This is a genomic window from Paracoccus alcaliphilus, from assembly GCF_028553725.1.
Lineage (GTDB): Bacteria > Pseudomonadota > Alphaproteobacteria > Rhodobacterales > Rhodobacteraceae > Paracoccus > Paracoccus alcaliphilus.
In genome coordinates, this window is sequence record NZ_CP067127.1 from 25,767 (window position 1) to 39,120 (window position 13,354).

A 13,354-nucleotide genomic window follows, 5' to 3' on the forward strand; every position below is an offset into this window, starting at 1 on the left:
GATTTGGTGGCGGGGATCACATGACGGACAGAAACAAGGTCGTCTGGTCCGAGGGGCAGTATCTTCGGACCCAGCATCTTCAGCAGCAGGACCGCCATTTCGCATGGCTGGTGCGGCAGGCGCTGCGGGCGACGCCGTTGCAGGGCTTCGGCTTTACGGCATTGCAGCTGGATGGTGCGGGGCTGGAGGCCGGGCAGATGGCGTTGACATCCGCCAAAGGCGTGATGCCCGACGGTACGATCTTTTCCGTCCCCGACGGCAGCCTGCCGGTCGCCCCCGTGCAGGTCAGCGCCAAGGCCGATGCGGGTCTGGTTCATCTGGCGATCCCTTCCGAAACCGCCGGCGGGGCCGAAATCGACGCGGCCGATGCGGAATCCTCGGGGATGCGTTATCGCGGCGCATATATCACCGTGCGTGATGCGATCCATGGCGGCGCCGATCCCGCTGAAATCGAGATCGCGCGGCTGGCGCCCCAGCTGCTGTTGCCCGGCGAAGAGACGCGCGGCTATACCGTCCTGCCCGTCGCCCGGCTGACCGGGGTGACCTCGGATGGCGCTGTGGTGCTGGATCCGGGTTTTCTGGCGCCCTCGCTGAATATCGGGGCGGTGCCGTGGTATGGGCAGCTTCTGAGGGAACTGGTCACAGGGGTCGATCGTATCGCGGCGGCACATGCGTCGATCGTGCTGAGCGGGGCCGGGGCCTCGATGGAGAACCTTCTGATCCTCGAACTTGCCAACAATGCCCGGCCACGACTGGATCATCTGATGGCGCAGAATGATTGCCACCCTTCCGAGCTGTTTGGCGAACTGGCCGGTCTGGCGGGACGGATGGCGACCTATGGCGCATCGGCCCGGCGGATGACGGAACTGCCGCCCTATGACCACGGTGATCCGCAGGCGGCATGGACGGCGCTGGTCGATACGCTGCGGTCGCTGGTGCTGTCGCTGCGCCATGTCGAGCCGAAATCCCATGCGTTGCAGGTGTCGCGGCATTCCGAAAACATCTGGACGGTCAGGATCGACAATCCCGAGACCATCAAGTCCAGCCGGATCGTGCTGCGCATCGGGGGCGAGCTGTCCGAGACGATCCTGCGCAGGATTTTCGTCGATCAGGCGACGGTCGGTGCGGCCGACGACTTCGACAAGCTGTGGAAGTCGAAGCTGCCGGGTATCGCGCTGAAGCCGCTGAACTCTCAGCCGCGCGAGATCCCCTATGACGGCGACCGGCTGTGTCTGGAACTGGACCGCAATTCCGAACATTACGCGGCGCTGAGCAATGCGCCGGGCTTCGTGTTGGGTGTGGCAGGCAAGCTGGAGCGCGAGCCGGAAGTCGATTGCTATGCGGTGAACCGATAGGGCCGATATGACCAACGAGGATCCCTTTGGGCTGGAAGACGACAGCGGACGCACCCGGATCCGTTCACGGCGCCCCGGCAATGGGCGGCAGGCAACCCCCGTTGCCGGCAACAACGCGCCCCTGAAGGATACGCGGGCCAGTGACAATCCGCTGATCCGCGCCTTTGCCGCATTGCTGGGCATCGCCCCGGAACTGGAACGCGCCATCGCCCCCGACAACCCGGAAGTGTTGCGCACGCAATTGCAGGAAAACCTGATCCGGGCGCGTGATGCGGCGGTGACGGCGGGGGTGCCGCTGACCCGTGCGGATCAGGCGGCATGGTTCGTCGGCGCGCTGCTGGACGACGTGGCGATCAACACGCCGTGGGGCGGTTCCAGCGGCTGGCCGCGACAACCGCTGGTCGCCTCGATCTATGGTAATGTCGATGCCGGTGAACGCTTCTATGATCTGGCCGAGGAACTGCTGCGCAATCCGGCCCGCGATCCGCAATTGCTGGAGCTGGTGTTTTTCTGCCTGTCGCTGGGTTTCCGGGGCAAGCATCGCATCAGTCAGGCCGCGGGCGAGGCCGAGATCGCCCGCCTGCGCGCCCAGATGGCCCGCGTGCTGCATGATCGCGATGCGGCGGACGAACCGCTTGCCCCGCATTGGCAGGGTGTCGTTGCCGAAGACGGGGACCGCCGCTTTGCGGTGCCGGTCTGGTCGGTCGCCCTGATCGCCGTGGCGCTGATTACCGCGATCTATGTCGGCCTTGGCATCCGGCTGTCCAGCCGGGGCGAACACCTGTTCACGCTGGCCGGCGTCCTGCCCCCGCCGCGGCGTGCCGAAATCTTCCGCCCGGCGATCGAAACCGCTGACCTGCCGGAAATGACCGCCGCCCCGCTGCTGTTCGAGATCCTGCCGCTGTTTGCCGAGGCCGCGCCTGCGGACCGGGCGGACGCATTGTCGGGTCGCGAGGATGTCTCTGTCGCCGTTGTGGTCGTTCAGGCCACCGATCCCGAGGTCTTCCGTTCCGCCAGGGCCGAGGTGAATGGCGATTATGATGCGTTGATCCAATCCATCGCGGGCGTCATCGTGGAAAATGCCGATCTGATCGGATCGGTGCGTGTTGTGGGGCATTCGGACAGCGTTCCCGTCCAGACCTCGAATCCGTTCAGGTCGAATCAGGGACTAAGCGAGGCGCGCGCCAGAACCATCGCCGATCTGCTGATCGCTGCCGGCGTGCCCGCCGCTCTGGTCAGTTCCGAGGGCAAGGCCGCGACCGAGCCCATCGCCGACAACGCCACGACAGAAGGGCGGGCGCGCAATCGCCGCGTCGAGATCGTCCTGCAGAAGAAGGTCTGACCGATGCGCGTGCTCAAGAAGGTTTTCGGATTTCTGATCTCGCGCTTCCTGTGGACGCTGGTCGGGATCGCGGTGCTGTGCGCGCTGATCTGGTTCTATGGGCCGCTGGTGTCTGTCGGTGACTTTCAGCCCCTGGCGCCGGATCTGACGCGAATCGTCGTGATCGGGGCGATCATCATCCTGTGGCTGGTGCTGATCCTGCTGCGCCAGATGCGCGCCGCCAAAGCCAACCGGGTTTTCGTCTCGGAACTGGCCGCCACGCCGCAACCCGGCCCCGGAGAGGAAGGTCTGGCCGAGGTCCAGTCAAAGTTCCAGACGGTTCTGGAACAGATGAAGCGGTCCAAGCTGGGCGGGCGGAAATTCCTGCGCGACATGCCGTGGTATGTCATCATCGGCCCGCCCGGCACCGGCAAGACCACCGCCCTGCGCCAGTCGGGCCTGCATTTCCCCATCGATCTGTCCGACGACCTGAAGGGGATCGGCGGCACCCGCAACTGCGACTGGTTCTTTACCGAAGATGCCGTGCTGATCGACACCGCCGGTCGTTACGTCCAGCAGCAATCGGACCCCGATGCCGATGCCGTCGAATGGAAGGGGTTCACCGGACTGCTGGTCAAACATCGCGGACGACGGGCGCTGAACGGCGTGATTCTGGCGCTGTCGGTGCAGGAACTGGCGGGCGACGATACCTCGATCCGCGAACATGGCCGCGAGATCCGCAAGCGTCTGGCCGAATTGCGCGAACAGACCGGGCTGAAGCTGCCGGTCTATCTGATGATCACCAAGACCGATCTGGTGCCGGGTTTCGAGGAATTCTTCGGCGATCTCAATTCGCGCGAACGCGAACAGGTCTGGGGGGCGACACTGGGCACGGCCGACCGGGTCGATGGGCTGACCGTCGAGCGCGAGATGAAGGTGCTGCAAGAGGCGCTGGAAAAACGGCTGGGCGCCCGCATCGCCGAGGACCTGCCCCTGCCGCAGCGGGCGGCCGTGTTCCGCTTTCCGTCGCAGCTGAACCAACTGACGGGGCCGCTGAAGGTGCTGACCGAGGCGGTCTTCGGCGAAAGCCGCTATGAGGAAAGCCCGTGGCTTCGCGGGGTCTATTTCACCTCGGCCACGCAAGAGGGATCGCCCATCGACCGGATGGTGGTCGGCATCGCCAGATCGCTGGGATTGTCCGCGCCGCCCCCTGAACAACGCCGCCACGGTGAAAGGCGCAGCTTCTTTCTGCGCAATCTGCTGACCGAGCTGATCTTCCCCGAGGCCGGTCTGGGCCGTTTCGACCCCCGCGCCGAGGAACGCCGCCGCTGGATCTGGCGCGGCGCGCTGGCCATCGCCTCGGCTGCGGTGGTTCTGTCGGGCACGTTGTTTCTGTTCTCATATCTGCGCTGGAACGGGGTGCTTGGCGATCAGGAACGTCAGCTGGCCGATCTGAACGCGCGGCTGGCCAATGTCGCGGCCCGGCAGGCGCCGACCGATCCGCTGGACCTGAACCTTGCGCTGGATGCGGTGAACGAGACCGCGCAGGCCGCGACCCCGGCCCCCGATGGCCCGCTGGTCGTGGCAGGCCCCGGCGCCCGACCCGAACTGGAACAGGTCAACACCATCGCCTATGACCGGACGCTGCGAAACATCCTCGAACCCCGGATGGTGGCCATGCTGGAGGCGACGATGTGGCGGCACAGCCGCGACCCGGAGTTCCTGCTGGACGCGTTGAAGGCCTATCAGATGCTGACCGGACAGGCCCCCTATGACGCCGAATTCCTGGGGATATGGTGGCAGACCGAATTGCCCCAATATGCGCCCATCGACCCGTTCCCGACCGATGAAAGCGTCGATCATCAACTGGCGGCGCTGGCCCGGATGCGGTCCGAGGAAACCAAGATCGCCCCCGATCCGCAGCTTGTGTCGGTCGCACTGGAAAGCATCTGCACCATTCCGCTGGCGGTCCGCGCCTATCGCAACCTGCGCTCGGACGGGGCGGTGGCGGGACTGGCGGAATGGGTGCCCGCCGATGTTGCCGGGCCGAACGGCGCCCGCGTGCTGACGCGCCTGTCGGAAAAGACGCTGCGCATCGGTCTGCCCGGCGCCTTTACCTATGACGGTTTTCACGATGCGGTGCTGCCGCTGGTGCCCGAGGTCGCGGCGCAGGCGCTGCTGGACCGTGCCGTCTTTGCCGGTGGCTGCAACGAAAGCGCCACGGCCTCGGCAGAGCAGCTGGAGGCCGATATCCTCAAGCTCTATTACGACGATTTCACTGCCCTGTGGGATGGCTTTCTGCGCGACATCCGGCTGGCCCCGATCTCTGATCTGGCCGAGGCGCAACACAATCTGCGGGATCTGTCGTCGGCCGACAGCGCATTGAAACGGCTGCTGGAGGCCGTCGTGGCTGAGACCGACCTGACCCGCCCGGTCCCCGAAGAGCAGGGCGTCGATACCGCAGCCGCGACACAGGTCGGGATGCGGGCCACCCGGAAACTGGGGATGGTGGGCAAGCTGATCCGAACCGGCGTGAAGGTCGCGGGGCCGGGCGGCGGCGATGGCCCGAGCCAAGAGCCGGTTCTGCCCGGCAAGCAGGTCTCGGACCATTTCGTGGCGATCCGCGCCACCGTCCAAGAGGTCGATGGCCAGCCTCCGCTGTTGGGTGATGCGGTGACGGCGCTGGCCGCATTGTCGAACGAATTGCAGACCGTCGCCGCCAGTCCCGATCCGCAATCGGCGCTGTTGGCCCGGGGCGGGCTGCCGCAACTGACCGGCAGCATCGCCAACGAGGCCGCGCGCCTGCCCGATCCCGTTGACAAATGGGTGGCGGGCCTTGCCGGCGATACGATCAGCGTCACGCGCGAGGCGGTGATCGCGCAATTGAATGCCCGGTGGCGGGCCGATGTGCTGCCCTTCTGCCAATCGGCGACCGCAGGGCGCTATCCCTTCGATCAATCCTCGGGCATCGACGTGAACACGCAGGACTTCCAGCGCCTGTTCGGACGCGACGGGCTGATCGACAGCTTTACCACCGAGAACCTTCAGGCCTATATCGACACCACGGTCCGGCCCTGGCAATGGCGGGCCGATCTGGGGCTGGACGCCACGCTGCTGGCCCAGTTCGAGCGGGCGCGTTCGATGCGCGATGCGCTGTTTCCGGGCGGTTCCGGGCCGGTCATGGCCTTCACGCTGAACCCTATGGACCTGTCGGCCAATGCCAGCCGGGTGACGCTGAATGTCGATGGTCAGGTGCTGAGCTATTTCAACGCCGCCACCCGGCCCGAGCCGATGACATGGCCCGGACGGGACGGCACCAACATGATCACGCTCAGCTTCGCGCCGGTGGATGGCAGCGGAGAGGTCATCACCTCGGAAAGCGGCAGTTGGGCGTTTCTGCGGCTGATCCGGCGCGGCCAGCTGTCGCCGACGGGGCAGCCCGACGCCTTCGCGCTGCGACTGTCGGCGCAGGGGTTCTCGGCCAGTTTCGAGCTGCGCGCCAATTCGGTCGAAAACCCGTTCGATCTGGCGATGTTCTCGGGCTTCAGCTGCCCGCGCGGGTTCTAGGGCGGTGGCAACGGGTTTCTTTGGCAAGCTGCCGGTCAGCGGGGATTTCGTGGCGCGTGGCCTGCCTGCGGGCGTTCAGCCGGTGGTGGATCGCTGGCTGACACGGGTTCTGGCCCCCTGCATGAACAACCCCGGGCTGTGGCCGCCGGACGGGTTGCGCGCGCTGATCGCCCATGCCGATGCGCCGCTGGCGCTGCTGGTCCTGCCCAGTCGCGACGCTGCCGGACGGGCCTTTCCGCTGGCCGCTGTCGCCCGCGCCCCGGCGGTCGGACAAGGCGGAATCGATCTGTGGGCCGGGCAGGTTCTGACGGTTCTGCAAGCTGCCGGTCTGGGGGGGATGGATGCCGACCGGCTGGCTGCGGCGCTGGGGCAGGTGCCGGACCCTTCGGGCGGCAAGCCACTGGTGCCGCCGCTGCTGTGGGCGCCCGCGATGCCGGCGCAGGACCCCGCGGCTTTCGTCAGGGCCATGACCGGCATCTGACGTGCAGGTCAGTTCTGGCTGATCTTGCTGCCCTTGATGATCACGTCGCCCGAGGCATTGAGGTTGATCTTGCCCGAGGCCTTGCCCGACAGATCCTTGCCGTCGATCAGGATGGTACCGTCCTTCTTCATCTGCAATCGGGCGCTTCCACAGATCAGCGTGATGCTGTCGGCGGCCTCGATGACGATGGTTTTTCCGGCATTGATGGCCAGATCCTCGCCGATGCTCTGGCTGCTGGATTTGGCGACCGACAGGCTGCTGCTTTCCCCGATATCGGTCACGCGGTTCTTGCCGATGCTGACCTTCTGATCCGACCCGATGCTCCAGATGTCGTCGCGGCCCACAGCATGCACCTGTTCGGCCCCGACCGTCACCGACCGCCCGGCCCCGACGATGCGTGTTTCCGCCGCGCCGACCCGATCGGTTCGCGCCACCGAGACAAGGACGGTCTGGTTCGATCCCACAGACTGATGGTGGTTCGCGCCGATGCTTTCCGTAGAGTTCGAACCGATCGCAATCGTCTCATCCACGCCCACCGTCAGGGAACGGTTCTTGCCCACCGTTTCGTCGTCATTGCTGCCGATACTGACGGTGCGATCGACGCCGACCGTCACCGACTTGTTGTTATCGACCGTCTCGGTCCGGTCATGGCCGACCCATTGGGTCGCATCGCGGACCACCTCTTCGGACCAGTCATTGCCGATGTGGCGGGATTCGTTGTTCTTGACCAGTTCGTTGTGGTCCTTCTCGGCCTGGAAATAGACCTCTTCGCTGCCCTTCTTGTCCTCGAACCGCAACTCGTTCCAGCCGCCGCCGCCGGGGGTAGAGTTCGATTTCCAGCCCGATTGCGTGGCGCTGCCGGGCAGGCCATAGGGGGGCATCTGCGCGGCGTTATAGACGCGGCCGGTGATGATCGGCTGATCGGGGTCGCCTTCCAGAAAATCGACGATCACCTCTTGCCCGATGCGCGGGATCTGGATGAAGCCCCAGCCCGCCCCGGCCCACACGCTGCTGACCCGGACGAAGCAGGTGCTGTGCTCGTCCGATTTGCCCAGCCGGTCCCAGTGGAACTGAACCTTCACCCGGCTGTATTCGTCGGTATAGATCTCTTCGCCCGCGGGACCGACCACGACGGCGGTCTGCGGCCCGGCCATGACCGGCCTGCGCGTCACCCGCGGCGGGCAATAGCCCGTTTCCTGCGGCACGAGGGTATAAAGTGCGGAAAATCCCGTGCCTTCGGCCTCGGGCTCCATCCCCTCGTCCATGGGCAGCGCCCGGCCTGCAAAGGCGCGGGCGTCAGGCTGCCGGGCGCGATAGCGGTTGCCGCGGATGCGATAGACCGCCTGCTCGATGGCATAGCCGATATTGTCGCGATCCCGCGGAAAATCGGCCAGCTTGAAGACATTGCCCGACGCCGGGGCGGGTGCCGTCGAGCGCGCCGTGATCACATGGGCGTGGACCTGATCCTCGTGATTGCGCAGACCGGCCAGATCGGCGCCCCGGGCGTGTTCGGTATAGGTCCCCGGATAGCTGTATCGCGCGCCATCGGCCTGGCTGTGGGTTTTGCTGTTTTCGACCATGGCCGTCAGATCGGCCGAGGGTTTCGTGAAATCGTAATCGGTCAGGCTGTGGCTGCCCGATACGATGCTGTCCACCCGGCGGAACTGTGTGATCACGCCCGCGACGGTGTGACGATCCGCCATGCTTTCGCGATAGCGCAGCGACGAACAGTCATCGGCGGGGACCAGCGTCTCCAGACTGTCGCTGAGGATCAATGTGTGTTTGCCGTCCCCGAACCGGAAGAAATAGAAGATGCCTTCGTGTTCCAGCAGTCGTTGAATGAAATCCAGATCGCTTTCGCCATACTGGACGCAATAGTCGCGCGAGGGCGGATTGCGCCGCAGATCCCATTCATAGTCGGAACATCCGTGCTGATCCAGAACCGCGCTGACGATGTCCTTGACCGTCATTTCCTGAAAGATGCGGTTGTCGGTGGTCTTGCTCAGCAGCCAAAGCCGGGGCCGCACGATCAGGTGGTAAAGCCAGTGCCCCTCGTCGTCGAGACCGTCAAAGCGGAAGGCATCGACGATGCCGTGAAAGAACCGCTTGCGGTCGGGGTTGCCGGGATCGGCTGATATCTTCAGCCCGATTTCCTGACCCAGCAATTTGTCCGCGTCGATATCGGCAGAGCCGCTGATGGCCGCGATATCAAATTCGAAGCACCGGCTGAGCGAATCCCGTCCCTGCATCCCGTGGAAGGCCAGCCCCGAGAATTCCGCCATCGGCGTGGATTCCAGTGCGTCTTCCCCGGGCAGAGGCGATTGGAGTTCGGCGAAACGTTCGGTCGGCATGGGGCTGCTCCTTGAAACAGCGGGGCGCATCGGACCTGCGGCAATCCATATGACTATACAGGCAAATCGGGCTTGCGGGAATTGTGTTGATCTGCTGGCGTTCTTTTACAGATGCGGTTTTTACAGATTGGGGGGGCAGGTGAATCCCGCCATCGCGCTGCGCACCGAAACCGGATTCAGACTGTCGGCAAAGGCCATCTCCAGAAACACCCGGCCGAAATCGCTGCGCAGGTCCAGCAGAACCCGCGCCCCCTGGTCGCGCAGCCGCAGGCGCAACGTGTCAAGCATATGGAAAAGCCCCCATTCGCCGGGATAGATCAGCCGTTCCGCGTCGGTGCCTTCGCGAAAGCTGATCTCTATTCCGGCCGCAGGCGACGCGCCGGGCCAGCCCATCTGCACCGGCTCTCCGGTGGCCCGCACTGGCCGGGCGTCCCCGCCGATCACGAACAGGGTCTGGCCGCGTTCGGCCAGCGCGCTCAGCGTCAGCAGATGCTCGATGGTGCCGGTATCCGCAAATAGCCCTTCGGTAACCTGCGCCGCACGTTCGAAGAACAGCGCACTGTCCGGGTCGAGACCCTCGAAACGCGCATCGGGCTTCCAGCGCCACGGCGATTCCCCGGTTTCCATAAGCGGCAGCGCGTTGTTGCGCAGAAACAGGCTCAGCGCGCCCTGCGGGCCAAGCAATGCCGCGACCTGATCCACGTCGGCATCGGGACCTTCGGCAAAGGGATAGCGGCCCTGCACGACCTGCTGGCACATCGGAAAGACCTCCTGCTGCCATTGCCGGACCAACGGATTGCCGCCATCCGTCATGGCCGACTGCCGCGAGGCCGATTGCGCCAGCACGTCCTCGGCGATCTGCACCACGATTCGCGGCGCGCTTTGCAGCGCGGCGATCGAGCGCGCCCTGTCATGGATGCTCATCAGCCGGTCCATGCCGCGGCGCTGATCCAGATCGAGGGCGCCAAGCGCGACATTCAGCGAGGCGAACAGGGCTGCGATCTCGGACATGCGGCCCTGTTCGACATATTGGATCATCGGGCCGAATTCCCGCGCCAGCCGCAATTGCTGTTCATGGCCGCGCTGCCGGTCGGGACCGCCCACCTGCACCCAGACCTCGCGCAGCAATTGGGTCAGCGGATTGTCGGGCTGGGCCAGCAGCCCGGAAACGACGATTGCGGTATCGCGCTGCGTGAAGGGCTGCACCCTGAGATCGGCCAGCCAGTTTTCCCAGGTCTCGACGGTCCGGTCCAGCAGCCGGTCCATCAGCAGATCGGGCGTGCTGTTTTCCGGCGGCGGGGTCCTTCCGGTCACGACCGGCGCGATGGCACGGGCCTTGCGCACGGCCACGCCGACCCCATAGTCGCGGGCATGATCCCATCCGACCTGGGTGAAGATGCCCGGCAGGGGCGCGTCGAGCGGCAGGCCAGAGCGGCGAAACAGCACGCGGGAAAGGTCCGGCACCCTTGTATCGGGTCGCCAGCCGGGCAATGCGCGCGTCTGTTCTGCCCGCAGCAGCTCCAGCCAGGCGCGATCGGGTTCGGCGGTTTCCGCGGCAAAAGCCTGCGCCTGCGCCCGCAATTCGGCATCCTGCGCCACGATGTCGGGATAAGGGCCGCCCAGCCAGCCGACATGCCGGTGCAGTCCGGCCAGCCCGGCGCGGGGGCCGTTATCTTCCAGCCATCCGGCCAGATAGCCGGGGCTCGAATCATCCCCGCCGGTCAGGACCGCCCAGGCCCGCAGGGCGTCATAGAGAACCAGCCCGTCGCCCTCGGTCGCCAGAACCGTTTCGATCCCGGCCGCAATCGCCGCGGGAACGTGGCTGCGGACGGCCCGCGCATAGATTACCTCGGCACGGGTCTGGCTGTCATAGGCTGGCAGCCGCAAAAGCCGCTTGAACGGTGCCCGCGCCGCCGCATCGGCCACCCGGTCCACGGCGGCGCGCATGTCATCCAGCCGGCGGACCAGATCATCCCCCTGATGCGGCTGGTCCAGACCGATGGCCAGTGCCTCGGCTTCGAAACCGGCAGCGATGCGCTGATGATAGCGCAGCTCCAGAAAACCGGCATAGCCGGTCAGCCCCAGCGTCAATGCCAGCACGAAGCCCGCAACCTTCCGGCCCCATCCGCCGCCGTTGCCGCCGCGTCGATGCGCATGACGGCCTGCCTCGGTCCGCGCGATCAGACCGGACAGGAAATGTTCCAGATCGGCAAAACCGTCGCCCTGCGCGGCCGCCGCCTTGCGGAATTCGCGGATCCGCGCCAGTGACATGTCGCGCCCATCAAACAACTGCCGACCCGCCAGCACCGACCATTTGCCAAGCTCGATCTGCGGCAGCGTGCGCGCCCGGTGGTCCAGCAGAACCGCAAGCCCATAGCGGGCGGGTCTGATCGCAGCCCTGGGCGCACCGGCCTGCAATGCCTCGGCCTCGAACCGGTCCAGCAGCGCCCGCGCCTCATCGATCAGCCGCGCCTCTCCCCGCTCGGTCCGCAGGTCCAGATCGTCGATCATCATCAGCATGGGTTCTGCCGCGTGATCAAAAGGCGAAGGTTGCGCGGCCCCGGCGAGCATGGCTTATAACCTGCCTTCCGCCTGCCATTGCCGCAGCGTTTCGACCCCGACCTCGAAATGCATCGAATCCTCGCGGCTGTAGGTGGCGCCCCAGAACCAGCCTTCCTCGTTGAACAGTTCCGCCAGCAACAGCAGGCCGAACTGTGTGCCGCCATCGGCAAAGGCGTCCAGCTGGTCTTCCAGCTTCAGGTCGATGGCAGTGCCCCATGAATGGTTCGATACGGCGGTGCGTGATCCGCGGATCAGCCGTGCGCATAACGCGCCCGCCGTTCCCAGCGCGTCATGGATTTCCGGCTCGGTCTGTTGCAGTCTGGTCATGATCCGTTCCAGACTGTCCAGCGCGGGCTTGATCATCGTCACCCTGACCGGCCCGACCTGCCGCGTCTCCAGCAGCGATTGCAGCTTCGGTTGCGTCACCGGCTGGCAGTCGTCGGAATAGCTGTCGCGGGGCTGACCCAGAATTTCCAGCATGACCCGGTTGCCGGGCTGGCTGATGCCGGTATTGAAACGGGCGCTGGCAAGGCGCATCACCTCGGTCATCTGGGTGACGCCGCCATGATCCTGGGCCGAAAGGTCGGGCGCAAGGACCGTCACGTCGGGCGCGGCGACCGGCGCGGCGAAACGCGGCTGCGCGGCCTGCATCGCAAGTTCCTCGGACAGCCGGTCGATCTCGATCCGGGCATCGCGCAATTCGGCCCGCAACGCCTCGATGTCGCTGCGCTGCCGGGCCAGTTCGGCCTCGTTGCGGTTCAGCCGCAATTCGGCGCTGCCATCGGCGGTTTCCAGCAGCGCGCCGACCACCGCAAACGCGACCGCTGCGATCACCAGACCGATCGCCACGATGACCGGCCCGATCAGCGCCCCCTGCCGCATCAGCCATCCCCCGAGGCGAAGACCCCAATCACCGAGACATTGTCGGGGGCGCCCAGTTCCAGCGCCCGCATGACCAAGGCCCGGCACAACCCTTCGGGATCGGCGGCGTCGGATATGATCGCGGCGATTTCCTGATCCGGCAGACAGGTCGTCAATCCGTCCGAGCAGAGCAGCATCCGGTCGCCTGCAATCACCGGCACCGAGACGGTATCGACCCTGACCTGCGCGTCAATTCCGACAGCGCGGGTGACGACATGACGTTCGGGATGCAGTTCGCGTTCCTCATCGCGCAACAGCCCCTGATCCACCATTTCCTGCACGACGGAATGATCCCGCGTCAGCAACCGCAGGATGCCACGTCGCCACAGATAGGCCCGGCAATCGCCAACCCATGCAATGGTCGCGATAGAGTTCTTGATCATCGCCGCCACGACCGCCGCGCCCATCCGGTTCATGCCCGCGTCGGCGGCGCGGGCAAGGATCGCCCGGTTGGCTTCCTCGATCCGCATCCGCAGGCCGGGTGCGGCCAGCGCATCATCGGACAGACCCGCAATATGCTCGATGACGATATCGGCGGCCACGTCGCCATGCCCATAGCCGCCCATCCCGTCGGCCACCGCCCAAAGCACCCCTTCGGGGTCGGTCAGGATGGCATCCTCGTTACGCTCGCGCACCCGCCCGGCATGGGTCAGACCGGTTCCCCGAAATACGGGCGGCGCGGTAATCGGCGGTATCGGCGGCTGACGGGTGATCGACGCAGACATCAGAGGCACCTTTCAATCCGAAAGAGTATCGACATGGTCGTCAGCCTCAAAAAAACAGCTGAATTATTATC

The 13,354-nt window shown here is 65.6% G+C and carries 8 protein-coding genes; 4 read left to right on the forward strand and 4 right to left on the reverse strand.

What is annotated here, in order from left to right:
* The first annotated feature begins 20 nt into the window (after positions 1-20).
* From tssK to tagF, 4 genes are read left to right on the forward strand one after another with little or no spacing between them, the layout of a single operon-like run.
* Entirely contained in the window at positions 21-1,355 is a 1,335-nt protein-coding gene (gene tssK / locus JHW40_RS22420) for a type VI secretion system baseplate subunit TssK (protein WP_090610284.1), read from the forward strand.
* 7 nt (positions 1,356-1,362) lie between these two features.
* Complete coding sequence (icmH, locus tag JHW40_RS22425) at positions 1,363-2,697, forward strand: type IVB secretion system protein IcmH/DotU (RefSeq protein ID WP_090610283.1); 1,335 nt, start codon at positions 1,363-1,365, stop codon at positions 2,695-2,697.
* A gap of 3 nt (positions 2,698-2,700) precedes the next feature.
* Complete coding sequence (gene tssM / locus JHW40_RS22430; RefSeq protein ID WP_090610282.1) at positions 2,701-6,243, forward strand: type VI secretion system membrane subunit TssM; 3,543 nt, start codon at positions 2,701-2,703, stop codon at positions 6,241-6,243.
* A 4-nt stretch (positions 6,244-6,247) separates the two neighbouring features.
* Positions 6,248-6,724 carry a type VI secretion system-associated protein TagF gene (gene tagF / locus JHW40_RS22435; RefSeq protein ID WP_170851701.1) on the forward strand — a complete coding sequence of 159 codons (477 nt, stop codon included), beginning with the start codon at positions 6,248-6,250 and terminating at the stop codon, positions 6,722-6,724.
* 8 nt (positions 6,725-6,732) lie between these two features.
* Here the strand turns inward: tagF and JHW40_RS22440 are convergent, their stop codons facing one another.
* From JHW40_RS22440 to JHW40_RS22455, 4 genes are all read right to left on the reverse strand, one after another.
* Positions 6,733-9,075 carry a type VI secretion system Vgr family protein gene (locus JHW40_RS22440; protein ID WP_090610280.1) on the reverse strand — a complete coding sequence of 781 codons (2,343 nt, stop codon included), beginning with the start codon at positions 9,073-9,075 and terminating at the stop codon, positions 6,733-6,735.
* A 120-nt stretch (positions 9,076-9,195) separates the two neighbouring features.
* Positions 9,196-11,595 carry an ImcF-related family protein gene (locus JHW40_RS22445; protein ID WP_170851700.1) on the reverse strand — a complete coding sequence of 800 codons (2,400 nt, stop codon included), beginning with the start codon at positions 11,593-11,595 and terminating at the stop codon, positions 9,196-9,198.
* A gap of 54 nt (positions 11,596-11,649) precedes the next feature.
* Positions 11,650-12,519, reverse strand: a complete 870-nt coding sequence (locus JHW40_RS22450; RefSeq protein WP_090610278.1) for a M15 family metallopeptidase — start codon at positions 12,517-12,519, stop codon at positions 11,650-11,652.
* On the reverse strand, positions 12,519-13,283 hold the full coding sequence (locus JHW40_RS22455) for a PP2C family protein-serine/threonine phosphatase (protein ID WP_090610277.1): 765 nt from the start codon (positions 13,281-13,283) through the stop codon (positions 12,519-12,521). Before JHW40_RS22455 ends, JHW40_RS22450 begins: the two co-directional genes overlap by 1 nt.
* Positions 13,284-13,354: the final 71 nt, after the last annotated feature.